The sequence below is a fragment of the Kitasatospora griseola genome (assembly GCF_044999035.1).
GTDB classification, from domain to species: Bacteria; Actinomycetota; Actinomycetes; order Streptomycetales; family Streptomycetaceae; genus Kitasatospora; species Kitasatospora griseola.
In genome coordinates this window covers 5,250,811-5,269,636 of sequence record NZ_CP173360.1, presented here as the reverse complement: position 1 = coordinate 5,269,636, position 18,826 = coordinate 5,250,811, and the positions used below count along the sequence as shown (strand labels likewise).

The following is an 18,826-nucleotide window of genomic DNA, read 5'->3' as shown; positions in this document are numbered from 1 at the left end:
TGCACCGCCGGGCCCCGTCCGCAATCCTCCCGCACGCACTGGACGGAAAAGCACTCATGGCACGCATGAGTCGCGTTCCGCCCGGGTACGACAAGTCGTTTGGCCTGCGTGACCGAAACCGGCGACGCCAGCCAGCCTAACGTGGCGCAACCAGGGTGTCAGGGGACACGAAGGCGCAAACCTGCAGGAAGATCGTTCCTTCCTGGACACGTTGTCCAAAGCCCTCCGAGCACCGTGTACGTCACTCGGGTGACCACTCCATGTACGGGTGGACGTAGTCGGTCGGCGGGGTGAACGTCTCCTTGATCGACCTGGTGGACGTCCAGCGCAGCAGGTTCTGCGCCGCGCCCGCCTTGTCGTTGGTGCCGGAGGCCCGGCCGCCGCCGAACGGCTGCTGCCCGACCACCGCTCCGGTCGGCTTGTCGTTGACGTACAGATTTCCGGCGGTGAACCGCAGCCGGTCCACGGCCCGCGCGATGGCCCGCCGGTCCTGCGCGATCACCGCGCCGGTCAGCCCGTACGGGGCGGCCTCGTCGACCCGGTCCAGCGCGTCCTCCCAGCGGGTGTCCTCGTACACCTGGACGGCCAGGATCGGCCCGAAGTACTCGGTGGAGAAGATCTCGCCGCGCCGGTCGCCGCCGAGCAGCACGGTGGGCCGGACGAACCACCCGATGGCGTCGTCCAGCTGGCCGCCCGCCAGCAGCTGCACCTGCGGGTCGGCCGTGGCCCGGGCGAGGGCGTCCCGGTTGCGGGCGAAGGCGCGGGCGTCGATCAGCGCGCCCATGAAGTTGCTCAGGTCGGTGACGTCGCCGACGGTCAGCGCGTCCACCTCGCCGAGGAAGTCGTCCTTGATCCGCCGCCACAGGCTGCGCGGCAGGTACGCCCGGGACAGCGCCGAGCACTTCTGGCCCTGGTACTCGAACGCGCCGCGCAGCATCGCGGTGCGCAGCACCGCCGGGTCGGCCGAGGGGTGGGCGATCAGGAAGTCCTTGCCGCCGGTCTCGCCGACGATCCGCGGGTAGCCGCGGTAGCGGCCGATGTTCCGGCCGATCTCCTGCCACAGGTGCTGGAAGGTGGCGGTGGAGCCGGTGAAGTGCAGCCCGGCCAGCGCCGGGTCCCGCAGCGCCACCTCGGTCACCGCCTGCCCGTCGCCGGTGACCAGGTTGACCACACCGGGCGGCAGGCCGGCCGCCTCCAGCAGCCGCATCAGGAAGTGCGCGGCCAGCGTCTGGGTCGGCGCGGGCTTCCACACCACGGTGTTGCCCATCAGCGCGGGCGCGGTCGGCAGGTTGCCGGCCACCGCGGTGAAGTTGAACGGGGTGATCGCGCAGACGAAGCCCTCCAGCGGGCGGTGGTCGGCGCGGTTCCACACCCCCGGCGCGGAGATCGGCTGCTCGGCCAGGATCTGCCGGGCGAAGTGCACGTTGAACCGCCAGAAGTCGACCAGTTCGCAGATGTCGAGCTCGGCCTGCTGCACGGTCTTCGACTGCCCCAGCACGGTGGCGGCGACCAGCGTCCCGCGCCACGGCCCGGCCAGCAGGTCGGCGGCCCGCAGGAACACCGCCGCCCGGTCGTCGAACGACAGCCCCCGCCACTCCGGTCCCGTCGCCAGCGCCGCGTCCACCGCGTCCCGCACGTCGGCGGCGGTCGCGTTGCCCATCACGCCGAGCTTCGCGGCGTGGTGGTGCGGCTGCACCACCTCGATCCGCTCCCCGCCGCCGAGCCGCTGCTCGCCGCCGACGGTCATCGGCAGCGCGGTGTGCTGCCCCGCCAGGTCGTCCGCCCGCCGCAGCAGCCGGGCCCGCTCGGGGCTGCCCGGCGCGTACGCCAGCGGCGGCTCGTTGACGGGCGTGGGGACGGTGGTGACCGCGTCGATCGGCATGCTGTTCAACTGCTCCGTACGGTGGTGCGGGTACTTCCCCTCCCAGGGTGAACGCACCCGCCCGTGTTGACGCGCTGTGACACGCCTAGCGGGCCAGCTCCTCCGCCACCGCGACGGCCTCCGCCAGCGAGTCCACCACCGGCACGCCCACGTGCACCAGCTTCTCCCGGGTGTGCGAGCCGCCCGTCCACAGCACCGACTTGATGCCCTGCGACAGCGCCGCCCGCGCGTCGTCCGCCGCGTCCCCGATCAGCACGGTGCGCTGCCGGTCGATGCCGTCGCCCAGCGCCGCCAGGTGCCCCGCCAGCTCCTCCGCCTTGCGCCCGCCGGACGCTCCGCGCCGGCCGTCCACCCGCACGAAGTGCCTGGTCAGCCCGAAGCCGTCCACCACCGGCACCAGCTGCTCGTGCTCGTACATCGACAGCAGCGACTGGCTGCGCCCGCCCGCCGTCCACCCGGTCAGCAGCTCCTCGGCACCCGGCGTCAGCCCGCAGCTCGGGAACAGCTCCGTGTACTTGACGTGGAACGCGTCGTCCAGCTCCAGCCACTCGTCCCGGCTCGGCATCCGCCCCAGCAGCCGGTGGTAGAAGTTCGGGATCGGGATCTCGTACTGCGCCCGGTACTCGTCCAGCGTCATCGGCGCGACGCCGACCAGCGAGAGCGCCGCGTTGCTGGCCCCCAGCACGGCCGGCATGTCCGACAGCAGGGTGCCGTTCCAGTCCCAGACTATGTGTGTACGCACCCGCCAAGGGTACGGCCGGGGCCCGGAACCCCGTTCGGGAATTCCGGGCCCCGGCCGCGGGGCGGATCAGGCGGCGTTGAACTCGTCCGGGTCCGGGCCGGTGCGCAGGCCGCGGTCGGTAGCGGCGATGGCGGCCATCTCGTCGTCGGTGAGGGTGAAGTCGAAGACGTCGAGGTTCTGGCGGATCCGGGCCGGGGTGACGGACTTCGGGATCACCAGGTTGCCGAGCTGGAGGTGCCAGCGCAGCACCACCTGGGCGGCGGACTTGCCGGTGCGCTCGGCGATCGCGGTGATCGCCGGGTCGTTCAGGACGGCGCCCTGGGCGAGCGGGCTCCAGGCCTCGGTGGCGATGCCGTGCGCGGCGTGGAACGCCCGCAGCTCGGACTGCTGGAGGCCCGGGTGCAGCTCGACCTGGTTGACGGCGGGGACGAGGCCGCCGTTCTCGATCAGCCGGGTCAGGTGCGCGGGCTGGAAGTTGGAGACGCCCGCGGCGCGGATCCGGCCGCCGGCGGCGAGGCGCTCGACGGCCCGCCAGGAGTCGAGGTACAGGTCGCGGGCCGGGGTCGGCCAGTGGATCAGGTACAGGTCGACGGTCTCCAGGCCGAGCTTGTCGAGGCTGGCGTCGAAGGCCCGCAGCGTCGCGTCGTAGCCCTGGTCGGCGTTCCACAGCTTGGTGGTGACGAACAGCTCCTCGCGGGGCAGCCCGGACGCGGCCAGCGCCTTGCCGACGCCGCGCTCGTTGCCGTAGATCGCGGCGGTGTCGATGCTGCGGTAGCCGGACTCCAGGGCGGTGGCGACGGCGGCGGTGGTCTCCTCGTCCGGGACCTGGAAGACGCCGAAGCCGAGCTGCGGCATCTCGACGCCGTTGTTGAGGGTGACGGTGGGGACGGTGGGGGCGGTCATGGGAATCAAGCCTTTTCGGTGAGGGTGCAGTTGAGGGTCTGGGCGCGGATCAGGCCGTCCCGGAAGACGAAGGTGTCGACTCCGTCGGTCACCTGCCGGGTGGCGGTGGCGGCGCTCCAGCGGAGGAACAGCACGTCCTCGGCGAACAGCGGGGTGAGCTGCCACTCGGCGTCGGGCAGTTCGGCGAGCAGCCGGCCGATGACCTGCTTGACGCCGTCGCGGCCGGTGCGGACGCCGTCGGGCGTCAGGAACACCGCGTCCTCGGTGTAGCTCCCGGCGATCAGGTCGAGGTCGCCGGTGGCGAGGCGCCGGCCGTGTTCGGCGAACACCTCCTGCGGGGTGCGGGCGCTCATCGGGCGAGCTCCCGCAGCGCGGCGGCGGCGAACGCGTGGTCCTGCTCGGGGGCGCCGCCGCCGACGCCGATGGCGCCGACCGGCCGGCCGTCGCGGTGCACCGGGAGGCCGCCGGCGATGAACAGCAGCGGCCGGTCCAGTGCGGTCGGCAGCGAGTGGAACGGGCCGTCCGGCTTGACCAGCTCGACCAGGTCCGCGGTCGGGGCGTTCAGCTGGAGCGCGGTGTACGCCTTGCGGGTGCTGGTCTCGCCGGAGATCAGCACGGCCCGGTCGTCGCGGCGGAAGGCCAGCAGGTGGCCGCCCGCGTCGAGGACGGTGACGCTGACCGCGACCCCGGCCGCCTCGGCGGCGGCGCGGGCGGCGGCGACCAGGGTCTCGGCGTCGGCGGTGGACAGCGGGGCGGTGGTGGCGGTGGTGCTCATGGTGCTTCTCCGGTACGGGGAGTGACGGTGGTTCAGTGGTTCAGGGCCGGCGCGCGGACCGCCGCGGGGGCCACCGCGTCGCGGCGCTCCAGGGCGGCCGAGACGAAGGCCAGCAGCAGGGCGGCGGCGGCCAGCGCCGCGCCCACCCAGTTGGGTGCGGTCCAGCCGAGGCCGGCCGCGATGACGGCGCCGCCGAGCCACGCGGCGAGCGCGTTGCCCAGGTTGAACGCTCCGATGTTGACGGCCGAGGCCAGCGTCGGCGCGCCGTGCGCCTGGTCGAGGACCCGCTTCTGGAGCGGCGGCACGGTGGCGAAGCCGAGGGCGCCGATCACCAGCAGGGTGACCGCGGCGGTGATCTCGTTGTGGGCGGTGACGGTGAACAGCGCGAGCGCGACGGCCAGCCCGCCGAGGGTGGTGAACAGCATCGGCATCAGCCGGCGGTCGGCGAACCGGCCGCCCAGCAGGTTGCCGAGGAACATGCCGACGCCGAGCAGCACCAGCAGCCAGGTCACCGCGCCGTCCGAGAAGCCCGCGACCTGGGTCATCATCGGCGCGATGTAGGTGATCGCGGCGAACACGCCGCCGAAGCCGAGGACGGTCATCGCCATCGCCAGCACCACCTGCACGTTGCGGAACGCGGCCAGCTCGCGGCGCAGGTGCGCGCCCTCCGGCCGGGGCAGGTCCGGCACCAGCCGGGCGATGCCCAGCAGTCCGACCACGCCGAGCACGGCCACGATCGCGAAGGTGGCCCGCCAGCCGACGCTCTGGCCGACGAAGGTGCCGAGCGGGACGCCGACGATGTTGGCCACGGTCAGGCCGGTGAACATGGTGGCGATCGCCCCGGCCTTCTTCTCGGGTGCGACCAGCTCGGCCGCCACCACCGACCCGATGCCGAAGAACGCGCCGTGGGCCAGTGAGGCGACGATCCGCCCGGCGAGCATCGCCCCGAAACTCGGCGCGACGGCCGAGAGCAGGTTCCCGACGGTGAACAGGACCATCAGCAGCATCAGCATCCGCTTGCGACTGATCCGGGTGCCGAGCACGGTCATCAGCGGTGCGCCGACGACCACGCCGATCGCGTAGCCCGTGACGAGCAGGCCTGCGGTGGGGATCGTCACCCCGAAGTCCGAGGCGACCTCGGGCAGCAGGCCCATGATCACGAACTCGGTGGTTCCGATGCCGAACGCCCCGATGGCCAGGGCGAGGAGCGCGAGCGGCATGGTGCCGACCTCCAAGCGATTGCGAATGCGCCTTACGAGCTTCGACAATAATTGCAGGCGCATCTTCTTGCAAACGCAACGATCGGCGAAGGCGCTCCTCCCGCACGGCCCCGGCAAACGCGAGGACCCCGCCCCGGCCGGGTGGCCGTGACGGGGTCCTGCGGTGAGCTCTCGACGATCAGGCGATCAGACCGGGGATCTCCTGCGTCGCGAACCAGAGCAGCTCGTGGTCGTCCGCCCCGTCCACCGTGAACTGCGCGTCCTGGTCGCCCCGGTCCGCGGCGACGATCGCCTCGGCCGCGGCCGCCACGTCGGCCGCCACGTCCGGGTCCGCGTCGTCGGCGTGCACGGACGCGGCCTTGGCCAGCCGGATCGGGCCGGCCAGCACCACGCGGCCCAGTGAGGCCTGGTCCTGGTACTCGTCCCCGGGGAACGGCGTCACCGCGGAGTCGGAGACCTCGACGGCGACCACCACGCGTCGGCGCGGCGCCTTCGGGTCGGCGGCCAGCAGCCGGACGGAGGACAGCGCGGCGCGGTTGAGCGCCGCGTACTCCAGTTCCTCCAGGTCGTCGCTGACGTACCACTCGCGCAGCGCCGGAGTCACGGCGTACGCGACGCTCTGCTCCAGGACCCCCTCGGGGTGCGCCACCGCCAGGTCGTTCAACGTGGTGGGCACGTACACGCGCATGGGGGCACCCTTCATAGGTCACTGTGCGACGGTCCAAGAATACGCAGGCCCGCGGCCGCCGGTCCGCGCTGGGCCGGTCAGGGGACGGGCGGTGTCCCCCTTGGTGCCGCTCGGCCGCCGACAGTGCGTCAACTCGGTGACCGGCCGGGGCCGCCGGACCCCGTCCGCCGCCGCGCACGCCACCCGCACGGGTGGACTTCCCGGGCCTTCCGCGCGGGCGGGACGCCGCTTGGGTCGGCCGTCGTGGGCCCGATAACAAGGTCGGACACTCCCCGCCGCTCCCCCACCCCGAGAAGGCCCCGATGACCGAGCAGCTCACCCGGACTCCCGGCCCCCGTATTCGTCCGCTGGTCCATCCGGTGCACTCCGCCCGCCGCCCGGTCCGGCATCCGCACCCGGTCGGGGAGGCGGCGCGGACGGTCCGCAGCCCGCGGGCGGCCTGCGGCGGGGGCGAGCGCCCGGCCCGGCCGCGCAGCCCCGCGCCGTCCCGGACGGGGCACAGCGACCTGGCGACCCGGTTCGCGCGCCGGCTGGTGGAGGTGCTGTGCGGGGTGCGTCCGGTGCACCAGCTGCAGCGGCACACCACGCTGCCGGGGTTCCATCAGCTCGCGGCGCTCACCCGCAGCGGCCCGCTGCGCCCGCGCGGGCGGTCCTGGCAGCCGCGGCTGGGCCACGTGCACGACTCGGCGCCCGCGCCGGGCGCGGTGGAGGCCTGCGTCCGGGTCGAACTCGGGCCCCGTCACCACATGTTGGCGTTCCGGCTGGAGCAGCACACCCGCACCGGGCAGTGGCAGTGCGCCGCCGTGGAGACCCGCTGACCCCGTGAAGAAAAAGGCGGGGCGCCACCCCCGGGAGGGAGGTGACGCCCCGTCGATCCGCTGCTGCGGGTCAGCCCTTGCGGCGCCGGCCCTTCGCGGCCTTGGCCGCCTTGCGGCGCTCGGCGCGGGTCAGGCCGTCACCGTCGGGCACCAGGCCGTCGTCGTCGAAGTCGCCCTCGACCACGCCGCCGCCGACCTCGTCGGACGGGGCGGTGTAGTGCAGCTTCTTGCGCTCGGGGGCCTCCAGGCCCTTGGCGCGGATCTCCGGACGGGCGGCCGGGATGGCGTCCTTCTCCAGCTTGTCGAGCAGCACCTGCTCGTCGTCCGGAACCGGGACCTCCTCGACCTGCTGCTCGACCTGGACCTCCAGGTTGAACAGGTAGCCGACGGACTCCTCCTTGATGCCCTCCATCATCGCGGAGAACAGGTCGAAGCCCTCGCGCTGGTACTCGACCAGCGGGTCGCGCTGGGCGTAGGCGCGCAGCGCGATGCCCTCCTGGAGGTAGTCCATCTCGTAGAGGTGCTCGCGCCAGCGGCGGTCCAGCACCGAGAGGACGACGCGACGCTCCAGCTCGCGCATGATCTGCTCGCCGAGCTGGTCCTCGCGCCGGCCGTAGGAGGCCGCGATGTCCTCCTGGATGACCTTGGTGAGGTACTCGGGGGTGAGGCCGCCGTTCTCCGCGGCGTCCTCCTCCAGCTCGTCGAGGTCGAGGGAGACCGGGTAGAGCTGCTTGAGCGCCGTCCACAGCTTGTCGAGGTCCCAGTCGTCCTCGAAGCCCTCGCCGGTGGCGGCGTTGACGTACGCGGCGACGGTGTCGTCCATGAAGTGGCCGACCTGCTCCTGCAGGTCCTCGCCCTCCAGGACGCGGCGGCGCTCGCCGTAGATGACCTCGCGCTGGCGGTTGAGGACCTCGTCGTACTTGAGGACGTTCTTGCGGATCTCGAAGTTCTGCTGCTCGACCTGGGTCTGCGCGGAGGCGATGGCGCGGGTGACCATCTTCGACTCGATCGGCACGTCCTCGGGGACGTTCGCCATGGAGAGCACGCGCTCGACCATGCCGGCCTTGAACAGCCGCATCAGGTCGTCGCCCAGCGACAGGTAGAACCGGGACTCGCCCGGGTCGCCCTGACGGCCGGAGCGGCCGCGCAGCTGGTTGTCGATCCGGCGGGACTCGTGGCGCTCGGTGCCGAGGACGTACAGGCCGCCGATCTCCTGCACCTCCTCCTGCTCCGCCTTGACCGCGGCCTTGGCCTTCTCCATCGCGGCCGGCAGCGCGCCCTCGTACTCCTCCGGGGTGTCCTCGGGAGTGATGCCGCGCTGGGCGAGCTCGGCGGCGGCCAGGTGCTCGGGGTTGCCGCCGAGCATGATGTCGGTGCCGCGGCCGGCCATGTTGGTGGCCACGGTGACGGCGCCCTTGCGGCCGGCCTGGGCGACGATCTGCGCCTCGCGCTCGTGGTGCTTGGCGTTCAGCACCTCGTGCGGGATGCCGCGCTTGCGCAGCTCCTGCGACAGGTACTCGGACTTCTCGACCGACACGGTGCCGACCAGCACCGGCTGGCCCTTCTCGTGGCGCTCGGCGATGTCCTCGACCACGGCGGCGAACTTGGCCGGCTCGGACTTGTAGATCAGGTCCGGCTGGTCGATCCGCTTGGGGGTCTTGTTGGTCGGGATCGGGACCACGCCGAGCTTGTAGATCTGGTGGAACTCGGCCGCCTCGGTGGTGCCGGTACCGGTCATGCCGGACAGCTTGTCGTACAGGCGGAAGAAGTTCTGCAGGGTGATGGTGGCCAGCGTCTGGTTCTCGTTCTGGACCTCGACGCCTTCCTTGGCCTCGATCGCCTGGTGCATGCCCTCGTTGTAGCGGCGGCCGGCCAGGATACGGCCGGTGTGCTCGTCGACGATCATGACCTCGCCGTTGATCACGACGTAGTCCTTGTCCCGCTTGTACAGCTCCTTCGCCTTGATGGCGTTGTTCAGGAAGCCGACCAGCGGGGTGTTCACCGACTCGTAGAGGTTGTCGATGCCCAGGTAGTCCTCGACCCGGGTGACACCGTCCTCCAGGATGCCGACGGTGCGCTTCTTCTCGTCGACCTCGTAGTCGCGCTCGATCTTCAGCCGCTGGACCAGCTTGGCGAAGTCGCTGTACCACTTGGTGGCCTGGTCGGCCGGGCCGGAGATGATCAGCGGGGTACGGGCCTCGTCGATCAGGATCGAGTCGACCTCGTCGACGATCGCGAAGTTGTGGCCGCGCTGCACCAGTTCGTCCTGCGACCAGGCCATGTTGTCGCGCAGGTAGTCGAAGCCGAACTCGTTGTTGGTGCCGTACGTGATGTCCATCGCGTACTGCTTCTTGCGCTCGGCGGGCGTCATGTTGCCCAGGATCACGCCGACCTCGAGGCCCAGGAAGCGGTGCACCCGGCCCATCCACTCCGAGTCGCGCTCGGCGAGGTAGTCGTTGACGGTGATCAGGTGGACGCCCTTGCCGGTCAGCGCGTTCAGGTACGCCGGCAGGGTGCCGACCAGGGTCTTGCCCTCGCCGGTGCGCATCTCGGCGACGTGGCCGTGGTGCAGCGCGGCGCCGCCCATGATCTGCACGTCGTAGTGGCGTTGGCCCAGGACGCGCTTCGCGGCCTCCCGGACGGTCGCGAAGGCCTCGGGGAGGAGATCGTCCAAGCTCTCCCCGTCGGCGAGCCGGGCCTTGTACTCGTCGGTCAGTGCGCGCAGCTCGTCGTCGGTGAGGTTGACGAAGTCCTCTTCGATCGAGTTGACCTGGGCGGCAATCCGCTGCAGCTTGCGGAGGATCTTGCCCTCGCCTGCGCGCAGGATCTTGTCGAAGACGGACACGTGAGCGGGCTCCTTGCCTGGATCGGCTCTGGATTACTGACGGTGGGGAGTCCACCCCACCGTACGGGTCATCGTATGCGAGGAGGCCGAGCCCCCGGGAGGTCCGTCAGCACGCTATTCCTGTGTCACCCCTGGGGGCACATCGGCCGAAGCAGGGTGCAAACGGTCAAAGCGCTCGGGCGTGGCCGCTCTGTCAGTGCCTTGCCCTAGCCTCGCCCCATGGCCGCGACCCCTGCCCCGACCGCCCGGATTTCCGCCGACCACGCCCGCCGGCTCGCGCTGCGCGCCCAGGGCCTGCTCGGCTCCCCCGACCGCCGCGCGGGTGCCCGCGGCGTGCTGCGCCTGCTCGGCGCCGTCCAGTTGGACACCATCTCGGTGCTCGCCCGCTCGCACGAACTGGTGCCCTACGCCCGGCTCGGCGCGGTCGGCCGCCGCCCGGTGGAGGAGGCGTACTGGGGGCGCGGCACGGCCTTCGAGTTCTGGTCGCACGCCGCCTGCATCCTGCCGATCGAGGAGTGGCCGCTGTTCGCGTTCCGCCGCCGCGCCAACCGCGCCAAGGGCCGGGTCTGGGGCCACCAGATCGACGAGGACGTGTACGCGCAGGTGATCGACCAGCTGCGCGCCGAGGGCCCGCTGACCTCCACCGGCCTCGGCGGGGCGAAGAAGACCGCCGAGTGGTGGGACTGGTCCGACACCAAGATCGCGGTGGAGCGGGCGCTGGCCTTCGGCGACGTGGTGGTCACCGAGCGGCGCGGCTGGAAGCGGGTGTACGACCTCGCCGAACGGGCGGTCCCCGGCGATTTGTTCGAGCAGGACCTGACGGACGCCGAGTGCCTGGAGCGGCTGGTGGCGCAGGCCGGCGCGGCGCTCGGGGTGGCCACCCGGGCCGACCTGATGGACTACCACCGCCTCAAGGGCGCCCAGGTGGACGCGGCGCTGCCCGCCTCCGGCCTGGTCCCGGTCGAGGTGGAGGGCTGGTCCGCCCCGGCCTGGGCCGACCCGGCGGCGCTGGGGACGGAGCCGCGCGGCCGGCACCGCACCGCGCTGCTGTCCCCGTTCGACTCGCTGATCTGGGACCGCCCCCGCACCGAGCGGATCTTCGGCATGAGCCACCGCCTGGAGGCGTACACCCCCAAGCACAAGCGGGTGCACGGCTACTTCGCGATGCCGCTGCTGGCCGGCGGCCGCCTCGTCGGCCGGGTCGACCCGGCCCGCGAGGGCGCCACCCTGGTGGCCCGGCAGGTCTCGCTGGACGGCCCGCGGTCGGTGCCGGCCCTCGCCGAGGCGCTCCGCGAGGCCGCCGCCTGGGTGGGCTGCTCGGACGTCCGGGTCGAGCGGCTGGACGACGAGGCGCTGCGGCCGGCCCTGGAGAAGCTGCTGGCCTGAGGGGCCCGCAGCGTTCACTCAGCCTATTTCGAGGATCTTTTCACGCATCGCGTAGACCACGGCCTCCATCCTGGAGTGCAGCTGGAGCTTCTCCAGGATGTTGCGCACGTGGTTCTTCACGGTGTTCTCACTGATGAACAGCTCCTTGGCGATCTCCCGGTTGTTCATCCCGGTGGCCACCAGCTTGAGCACCTCCAGCTCCCGGTCGGTCAGCCGGGGCGCGGGCACCAGCTCCCGGTCGTCGGAGCGGCGCTGGATCATCGACTTGAACTCGGTCAGCAGCTTGGCCGCCATCGACGGGCTGATCTGCGACTGGCCGTCGGCGACCGCGCGGATCGCGGTGGCCACCTCGTCGGTGGAGATCTCCTTCAGCAGGTAGCCGGTCGCTCCCGCCTTGATCGCCTCGTAGAGGTCGGCCTCCTCGTCGCTGATCGTCAGCATAATGATCTTGGCGCTGGGCACCACGTCCTTGATCGCGGTGCACGCCTCGATGCCGCTGCGCCGGGGCATCCGGACGTCCATCAGGATGATGTCGGGCAGCAGGTCGGCGGCCTTCAGCACGGCCTCCGCGCCGTCCCCGGCCTCGCCGATGACCCGGATGTCCTCCTCCTCGGCGAGCACGATCTCCAGGCCGCGGCGGAACAGCGCGTGGTCGTCCACCACCAGCACCCGGATCGGCTCCGCGCGACGCGGCGGGTAGCCGGCGTCCTCCGCGCCCAGGCTCTCCCCCATCCGCTCCTCCCCCGCCCTCCGGTCACGTGACGCGCCCATCATTCCACGCCCGGGACGGCCTGGGATCACCCTGCGCCGCCGAACCGCCCGGCTGGGTGCCCCCCCGAACACCGGTGACCCCGGCGGCCGTTCACGGCCACCGGGGTCACCACTTCCTCCGTTCGACGGACGCGGCCGTCGCTACTCCTCGTCGGGGCCGTTGATCGCGCCCCCGGCCCCGGCGAAGTCGGCCGCCGCGGCCTGGTCCTCCTTCAGGTGGATCACGCCGTAGTGGTAGCCGTGTCGGCGGTAGACCACGCTCGGCAGGCCGCTGTCCTTCTCCTGGAACAGGTAGAAGTCGTGGCCCACCAGCTCCATCGCGTACAGCGCCTGGTCCAGCGACATCGGCGCCGCGGAGTGGGTCTTCTCGCGGACCACCAGCGGGCCGTCGCCCTCCACCTCCAGGCTGCCCGCCATGGTCTTGCGCGGCGTGCCGTCGAAGCCTTCGGTGGCCTCCGTCGACGGCAGTGCCGCCAGCGCGGCGGTGGCCGCGGCGACGCTCAGCGGGCCTCGCCCGTTGGTGCCGCCCTTCTGCACCCGGCGGCGGTCGGCGGACTTGCGCAGCTGCGCCTCCAACTTCGCCGAGGCCAGGTCGAGCGCGGCCCACGCGTCGTTGGCGGACGCCTCGGCCCGGATCACCGGGCCCCGGCTGCGGAGGGTGATCTCCACCCGATCGGAGCGGTCGGCCTGCCGCGGGTTGTGCTCCTTGGACACCTCGACATCCAGGCTGATCGCCTTGGTGTCGAACTTCTGGACCTTCTCCAGCTTCTCGGCCACGTGCTCGCGGAACCTCTTGGGCACCTCGGTCTTGCGGCCCTTGACGACGATGTCCACGCAGAACTCCGATCCCTTGTGCTGACCGGCCCGGAGTGCGTCCCGGACCGGCGTGAGACCCAGCCGGACCAGCCGGTCACCGCCCGTCCCCGGAACACCGCCCGGAGACCCGCGAGAACCGCCGGCCCCTTACCTCACTTCCTCCCCACCAGGAGCGTTCGAAACCCCTGGAGCCCTTATGCAACACCTCACCCGGGGATCTCGCCTCCCCAGTCGAACGAACGTACCGACGGGCGCCCGACGGTCCGGCTGTTCTCCCCTGTTTACCCTCCTACGGGTGAAACAGTGGTGAACAACTGGACAACACGCCTGACACCGCCCACCGTATGGCTGAAGTCGCCGCCCGGCGAGCGTTCCGGAGGGGTTTCCGTGACGAGCCGCAGCACCGCCCACCGGCCCGGATCCGGCCCCGCACCGGTCCTCGCCGCCCTGCTCGACCTGCTGGTCCCCGCCCGCTGCGCCGGCTGCGGCGACGGCCGCACCGGCCTGTGCCCGCCCTGCCGGGCGCTGCTCGACGGCACCGCCGCCGGGCCCGCCGGGCCGCTGCGCCCACCGCCCGGCCTGCCGCCGGTGCACGCCGCCGCCCCCTACGCCGGGCCGGTGCGCCAACTGCTGCTCGCCCACAAGGAGCGCGGCGCGCTGCGGCTGGCCGCCCCGCTCGGCCGCGCGCTGGCGGTCGCGGTCCGCTCCGCCACCGGCCCGGGCGCCGCCCCGCTGCTGCTGGTGCCGGTGCCGTCCGCGCCCGCCGCCACCCGGGCCCGCGGCCACGACCCGATGCTGCGCCTCGCCCGGGCCGCCGCCCGCGAACTGCGCCGCGGCGGGGTGGCCACGCTGGTCGCCCCGGTGCTGCGGCAGGCCCGGCCGGTCGCCGACCAGGCGGGCCTGGGCGCCGCCGAGCGGCACCGCAACCTGCACGGGGCGCTGACCGTCCCGACCCGGCTGGCGGGCCGGCTGGCCGGGCACCGCCTGGTGCTGGTGGACGACCTGGTCACCACCGGCGCGAGCCTCGCCGAGGCGGCCCGGGCGCTGCGCGCGGCGGGCTGCCCGCCGCGGGCGGCGGCCACCGTCGCGGCGGTCGCCCGGCGCGGCCCCGGGCCCGGCCGGCGCGGCGCGCCCGCCGGGGAGGCCGGGCTCAGCCCGGGTAGATGAACGCCGCGGACGGCCACTTGCTGGACGCCGCGTGCCACTGGTTGTCCTTCAGCCGGTACAGGCGCTGCCCGGACGCGTTGGTCGAGGCGGCGAGCACCGCCGGGCCGACCTGGTCGCCCGGCGCCCGGGCCTCGGTGGCGGACAGCGCCGTCATCGACTCGCCGCCCTGCAGCGGGGAGTCCGTGGACTGCGAGCCGTCGGTGCCCAGGAAGTGCAGCTGCTGCAGCCGGTCGGCCTCCTTGCCGAGCACCACCAGCTGGTCGGCGTCGCCCCAGGAGACGGCGGCGACCTCGGTGAGCTGCGGGGCGATGTTGCGCAGCGCGGTGATCCGGACGGTCGGGTTGACCGCGGTGCCGCCGTGCACCACCAGGCCGAGCGCCAGCGTGGTCGGGTCGTTGCCGCGGTGCACCAGCATCGCGACCCGGGTGCCGTCGGAGGAGATCCGCAGCGACTGCACGGTGCGTCCGTCCAGCCCGTCCACCGTCACCGGGACGACGGTGCGCTCGCGCACCATCAGCACCCGGGACGCGGCCGGGTCGCGGTCGACCAGCCACAGGTCCTGCCGGCCGTCCCAGCTCGGCGAGGCCAGGCCCTGGCCGGGCTGCGGGGCGCGGCTGGAGACGATCGGGTCGCCGTACTTGTCGGTCTCGGTCAGGCCGGTGCGGTACAGGTTGCGGCCGTCCTGGCCGATCACCGCGACGGCGTTGCCGTCCCGGCGGACGGCGAGCTCGCCGGGGCGCGGCTGGCCGCCCGGCGCGACCTGGCCGAGCACCCCGGCGACCGGGGCGGGGTCCAGGCCGTCCTGGTAGCGGGTGAGCCGGCCGTCGACCAGCTGGATGTACGCCTGCGTGCCGCCCTCGCCGCCGGCCAGCACGCCGGGCGCGACCTGCGCGGCCTCGGCGGCGCTGAGGGTGCAGCCGCCCTTGGGCGAGGACAGGTCGAGCCGGTCCAGCTTGCCCTGCTGGTCGGCCAGGGTCTGGAAGAGCTGCTGGGCCATCTGCCGGCAGCCGGTCTGGTTCTTCCCGAGGTCGACGCCGTCCACCTTCACGGTGGCGATCCGGTTGTCGCCGGCGGTCGCGCTCAACACCTTGACGCCGTCGAGCTTGGAGGACACCACCGGGCCGATCCACTGCGAGGGCCCGTCGGCGGTGGCCTGGGCGGCCTCGGTGAGCGGGTCTATCCGGCGGCGCAGGTAGATCGGGTCGGGCACCAGCACCGGGTTGGCCTGGGTGCGTTCGCTGGTCGGGTCGGCGGTGGCGAAGAAGTACCGGTGGACCGGCTTGTAGGTGTTCTTGAAGTTGGTCTGGTCGACGATCAGGCCGTCGGGGAGCGTGTCGATCCGCCACTGGCCGGCGTCGGGGCCCTCGCCGACCTTCACGAAGGTGAATTCCTGCTCGTAGTCGTCGGTGTACCGGGCCTGGTAGGTGTGCCGGCCGTCGAGCTCGGCGACCTGCTTGCCGCTGACGCTGAGGTGCGCCCTGGTGTCGTCCTGCCCCAGGACGGGGTGGCTCAGGCGCGGGGCGTCGGCCAGCACCACCACCTGCGCGTCGGGGCGCCAGCGTTTGGCGGCCTCCGCGGTCAGGTACTGCTTGGCGGTGTCGTAGTCGGCCTGGTCCGCGTTGGAGGAGTCGAGGAACCCGGCCAGCAGGTCGTCGGGGCTCTCGTCCTTGTGCGGGGCGACCGGGTAGACGTGCACCTGGACGCCGTCGGCGGCGCCCTGCGGCACCTCCAGGCGCTGCGGCGGGCCGCCGGAGGGCATCGTGGCGCAGCCGGTCACGGCGGCCGCCAGCAGTGCCGCGCCGCCCAGGGCGCGGGTCCGCCGCTCAGCCGTCCTGTCGTTCCTGTGCACCGGCGGTCCCCTCCTGGTCGGTGTCGGCGCCGTCCGGTGCGGGCGGGGCCGGCTGGGTCGGGCGGCCGCTGCGGTCCACCACGATCTGCGCGCCGGTGGCGCCGTAACCGGCGGCTCCGGCACGGACGTCGGACGGGTTCGCGACCGGGGCCGCGCTGGGCCGTCCCAGGCCCGGGCCGATGCTGAGCACCCCGCCCAGCCCGGAGCCGAAGGTCTGCCGCTCGGTGTCCGGGGTCTCCGGGACGGCGGCGGGCTCGGTGCCGCGCACCGCGCGCCGGTAGGGCGCGCCGACCGAGGCCATGCCGCGGTTGTGCCGGGAGTCCTCCGGCTCCAGCCGGAACGGGGCCCGGGAGAGCTCGCCGCCGCGGGTGCGCGGCAGCGTCAGCCGGAAGTGCGAGCCGCCGCCGGGCTCGCCCCAGGCCTGCAGCCAGCCGCCGTGCAGGTGGGCGTCCTCGACCGCGATGGACAGGCCGAGGCCGGTGCCGCCGGTGGTGCGCACCCGCGACGGGTCGGCCCGCCAGAAGCGGTGGAACACCCGGGAGGCCTCGCCGGGCTTCAGGCCGATGCCGTAGTCGCGCACGCCGACGGCGACCGCGCCGTCGCCCGCGCCGAGCCGGATCACCACGTCCCGGCCCTCGCCGTGCTCCAGCGCGTTGACCACCAGGTTGCGCAGGATCCGCTCGATCCGGCGGCTGTCGACCTCGGCGATCACCGGCGTCTCGCCGCCGCGGATCAGCACCGCGCTGCCCTTGGCGCGGGCCAGCGGGTCGGCGGCCTCCACGACACGGGTCACGATGTCGCGCAGGTCGACGGGTTCGGCGTCCAGGATGGCCGCGCCGGCGTCGAAGCGGCTGATCTCCAGCAGGTCGGCGAGCAGCGACTCGAAGCGGTCCAGCTGGTCCTGGAGCAGCTCGGCGGAGCGGGCCGCCATCGGGTCCAGGTCCTCGCGGCTGTCGTAGATCAGGTCGGCGGCCATCCGCACCGTGGTCAGCGGGGTGCGCAGCTCGTGCGAGACGTCGGAGACGAACCGCCGCTGCACCCGGGAGAGCTCCTCCAGCTTGCGGATCTGCGCCTGCAGGCCGTTGGCCATCCGGTTGAACGAGTCGCCGAGGCGGGCGATGTCGTCGGTGCCGGTGACCTTCATCCGCTCGTCGAAGTGCCCGGCGGCCAGCCGCTCGGAGATCCCGGCGGCCATCCGCACCGGGGTGACCACCTGGCGGACCACCAGCCACGCGATGCAGCCCAGCAGGATGACCAGGAACAGCCCGGCGGTGGCCAGGGTGCCCATCACCAGGTTCAGGGTGCTGGTCTCCTGGTAGAACGAGAACACGTAGTACAGCTGGTACGGGTTGCCGTCCGGGCCGGTGAACTGCTTGCCGATCGCCAGGCCCTTGTTGTCGTCGGGCTTGGCCTGGCTGTCCGGCGCGCGGTGCAGCTTGACCGGCTGCTCGTGCGGGATGGACGGCTCGGCGGCGACCAGGGCGCGCAGTTCGGGGGTGATCGAGTCGGGCAGGATCGAGCCCGAGTAGCGGGCGCCGCGCAGGCCGGCGCTGGAGGCGCTCTCCTCCTGGCCGCTGGGCGCGATCGCGATCACCGAGTAGACGCCGGCGCCGCCGGACGCCAGGTCGGAGACCTGCTTGGTCAGCCAGGCGTTGATCCGGTCGCGGGTCGGGTCGGCGGTCGCGCCGGCCTTGGCCTGCAGGTTGATCGCCTCGTTGATCTTGTCCTGCTCGATCTGGAAGCCGCCGATGGCCTGCCCGTGGGCGGCCTTCTGCTTGGCCTCCAGCAGGCCGGTGCGCACCTGGGCGACCACCACCACGCCGAGCACCAGCACCACCACGAAGGACAGCAGCAGGGTCGCCGCCACCACCCGCAGCTGGATCGAGCGGCGGTACAGCGCCAGCACCCGGCCCACCGGGTGCCGGAACTGGCGGATCACCGGCGCGAACAGCACCGACCACCACCGGCGCCGGCGCGGCCGGCCGGTGGTGGAACTCAGCACGTCGCCGCGCACAGCAGCCTCCCCGCCGGAGGTCTCGTCCGACGGGGAGGCGGCGGCCTGCTCCTCGCTCATCCTCAGCTGGGCCCGGCCTTGTAGCCGACGCCGCGAACCGTGACCACGATCTCCGGGCGCTCCGGATCCTTCTCGATCTTGGAGCGCAGGCGCTGCACGTGCACGTTGACCAGCCGGGTGTCGGCGGCGTGCCGGTAGCCCCAGACCTGCTCCAACAGCACCTCGCGGGTGAACACCTGCCAGGGCTTGCGGGCCAGCGCGACCAGCAGGTCGAACTCCAGCGGGGTCAGCGGGATGCCGCGGCCCTCGCGCTTCACCGAGTGCCCGGCGACGTCGATCACCAGGTCACCGATGGTCAGCTGCTCCGGCGTGGGCTCCTCGGCCCGCCGCAGTCGGGCCCGGACCCGGGCGACCAGTTCCTTGGGCTTGAACGGCTTCGTCACGTAGTCGTCGGCGCCGGACTCCAGGCCGACCACGATGTCGACCGTGTCGGTCTTCGCGGTCAGCATGACGATCGGAATGCCCGACTCGGCCCGGATCTGGCGGCACACGTCGATGCCGTCCCGCCCGGGCAGCATCAGGTCGAGCAGTACGAGGTCCGGCTTGGTCTCCCGGAAGGCGGCCAGCGCCTTGTCCCCGTCCGCGACGAAAAACGGCTCAAAACCCTCACCACGCAGCACAATGCCGAGCATCTCGGCCAGTGCGGTGTCGTCATCGACGACGAGGACACGTCCCTTCATGGCTCCATCTTCTCATCACCCGAATGTGACCTAACGCACAGCTGTTCCGTTCCCGGCCCCCCGACCGTCGGCCGAACCAGTCATACCATCGCAAAGGTATCGGCTTTGCGGCCTTGCTCGGACCGTTGCCGATCAGCAACGGGATACCCCTGGGGTGCGCGTGCGCACCATGGCACGATGGGCCCCCGAAGCACCCGCGCCAAGGGTGCC

At 72.7% G+C, this 18,826-nt stretch carries 16 protein-coding genes; 3 read left to right on the top strand and 13 right to left on the bottom strand.

Annotation, left to right across the window (positions count from 1 at the left end; all coding sequences use genetic code 11):
* Nucleotides 1-241 precede the first annotated feature (241 nt).
* The 7 genes from pruA to ACI1MP_RS23950 all read right to left on the bottom strand — a co-directional run bounded on the left by pruA (nucleotide 242) and on the right by ACI1MP_RS23950 (nucleotide 6,210).
* Nucleotides 242-1,876, bottom strand: coding sequence for an L-glutamate gamma-semialdehyde dehydrogenase (gene pruA / locus ACI1MP_RS23980; protein WP_100588711.1), 1,635 nt, complete (start codon nucleotides 1,874-1,876; stop codon nucleotides 242-244).
* Nucleotides 1,877-1,967: 91 nt separating this feature from the next.
* Nucleotides 1,968-2,624 carry an HAD family hydrolase gene (locus ACI1MP_RS23975; protein WP_380340932.1) on the bottom strand — a complete coding sequence of 219 codons (657 nt, stop codon included), beginning with the start codon at nucleotides 2,622-2,624 and terminating at the stop codon, nucleotides 1,968-1,970.
* A gap of 66 nt (nucleotides 2,625-2,690) precedes the next feature.
* Nucleotides 2,691-3,527 carry an aldo/keto reductase gene (locus tag ACI1MP_RS23970; protein WP_404869436.1) on the bottom strand — a complete coding sequence of 279 codons (837 nt, stop codon included), beginning with the start codon at nucleotides 3,525-3,527 and terminating at the stop codon, nucleotides 2,691-2,693.
* 5 nt (nucleotides 3,528-3,532) lie between these two features.
* Nucleotides 3,533-3,880 carry a nuclear transport factor 2 family protein gene (locus ACI1MP_RS23965; RefSeq protein ID WP_380340928.1) on the bottom strand — a complete coding sequence of 116 codons (348 nt, stop codon included), beginning with the start codon at nucleotides 3,878-3,880 and terminating at the stop codon, nucleotides 3,533-3,535.
* Nucleotides 3,877-4,302, bottom strand: a complete 426-nt coding sequence (locus ACI1MP_RS23960; protein ID WP_404869435.1) for a heme-binding protein — start codon at nucleotides 4,300-4,302, stop codon at nucleotides 3,877-3,879. The genes ACI1MP_RS23965 and ACI1MP_RS23960 overlap by 4 nt, the downstream gene beginning before the upstream one ends.
* A 32-nt stretch (nucleotides 4,303-4,334) precedes the next feature.
* A complete protein-coding gene (locus ACI1MP_RS23955) occupies nucleotides 4,335-5,522 on the bottom strand; it encodes an MFS transporter (protein WP_404869434.1) in 1,188 nt (395 codons plus the stop codon).
* A 178-nt stretch (nucleotides 5,523-5,700) separates the two neighbouring features.
* Nucleotides 5,701-6,210 carry a DUF6912 family protein gene (locus ACI1MP_RS23950; RefSeq protein ID WP_100588564.1) on the bottom strand — a complete coding sequence of 170 codons (510 nt, stop codon included), beginning with the start codon at nucleotides 6,208-6,210 and terminating at the stop codon, nucleotides 5,701-5,703.
* Nucleotides 6,211-6,512: 302 nt separating this feature from the next.
* Between ACI1MP_RS23950 and ACI1MP_RS23945 the strand changes: the two genes are divergently transcribed.
* A complete protein-coding gene (locus tag ACI1MP_RS23945; protein ID WP_380340922.1) occupies nucleotides 6,513-7,028 on the top strand; it encodes an Rv3235 family protein in 516 nt (171 codons plus the stop codon).
* A 70-nt stretch (nucleotides 7,029-7,098) separates the two neighbouring features.
* On the opposite strand, the gene secA is transcribed toward ACI1MP_RS23945, so the two are convergent.
* Nucleotides 7,099-9,873, bottom strand: a complete 2,775-nt coding sequence (gene secA, locus ACI1MP_RS23940; protein WP_189273322.1) for a preprotein translocase subunit SecA — start codon at nucleotides 9,871-9,873, stop codon at nucleotides 7,099-7,101.
* Nucleotides 9,874-10,092: 219 nt separating this feature from the next.
* On the opposite strand from secA, the gene ACI1MP_RS23935 reads away from it, so the two are divergent.
* Nucleotides 10,093-11,259, top strand: coding sequence for a winged helix-turn-helix domain-containing protein (locus tag ACI1MP_RS23935; RefSeq protein WP_380340918.1), 1,167 nt, complete (start codon nucleotides 10,093-10,095; stop codon nucleotides 11,257-11,259).
* An 18-nt stretch (nucleotides 11,260-11,277) separates the two neighbouring features.
* On the opposite strand, the gene ACI1MP_RS23930 is transcribed toward ACI1MP_RS23935, so the two are convergent.
* Nucleotides 11,278-11,991 carry a response regulator transcription factor gene (locus tag ACI1MP_RS23930; protein WP_043914218.1) on the bottom strand — a complete coding sequence of 238 codons (714 nt, stop codon included), beginning with the start codon at nucleotides 11,989-11,991 and terminating at the stop codon, nucleotides 11,278-11,280.
* Between the two features lie 180 nt (nucleotides 11,992-12,171).
* The gene (gene hpf / locus ACI1MP_RS23925; protein ID WP_404869433.1) at nucleotides 12,172-12,864 is read right to left on the bottom strand and encodes a ribosome hibernation-promoting factor, HPF/YfiA family; all 693 of its coding nucleotides are present in this window, start codon (nucleotides 12,862-12,864) and stop codon (nucleotides 12,172-12,174) included.
* 369 nt (nucleotides 12,865-13,233) lie between these two features.
* On the opposite strand from hpf, the gene ACI1MP_RS23920 reads away from it, so the two are divergent.
* The gene (locus ACI1MP_RS23920) at nucleotides 13,234-14,013 is read left to right on the top strand and encodes a ComF family protein (RefSeq protein ID WP_404869432.1); all 780 of its coding nucleotides are present in this window, start codon (nucleotides 13,234-13,236) and stop codon (nucleotides 14,011-14,013) included.
* Here the strand turns inward: ACI1MP_RS23920 and ACI1MP_RS23915 are convergent.
* From ACI1MP_RS23915 to mtrA, 3 genes are read right to left on the bottom strand one after another with little or no spacing between them, the layout of a single operon-like run.
* Nucleotides 13,997-15,862, bottom strand: coding sequence for an LpqB family beta-propeller domain-containing protein (locus ACI1MP_RS23915; RefSeq protein ID WP_380344701.1), 1,866 nt, complete (start codon nucleotides 15,860-15,862; stop codon nucleotides 13,997-13,999). The genes ACI1MP_RS23920 and ACI1MP_RS23915 overlap by 17 nt on opposite strands.
* A complete protein-coding gene (gene mtrB / locus ACI1MP_RS23910; RefSeq protein ID WP_100590244.1) occupies nucleotides 15,837-17,936 on the bottom strand; it encodes an MtrAB system histidine kinase MtrB in 2,100 nt (699 codons plus the stop codon). Before mtrB ends, ACI1MP_RS23915 begins: the two co-directional genes overlap by 26 nt.
* Nucleotides 17,937-17,938: 2 nt before the next feature.
* A complete protein-coding gene (gene mtrA / locus ACI1MP_RS23905) occupies nucleotides 17,939-18,616 on the bottom strand; it encodes an MtrAB system response regulator MtrA (RefSeq protein WP_030459579.1) in 678 nt (225 codons plus the stop codon).
* Nucleotides 18,617-18,826 lie beyond the last annotated feature (210 nt).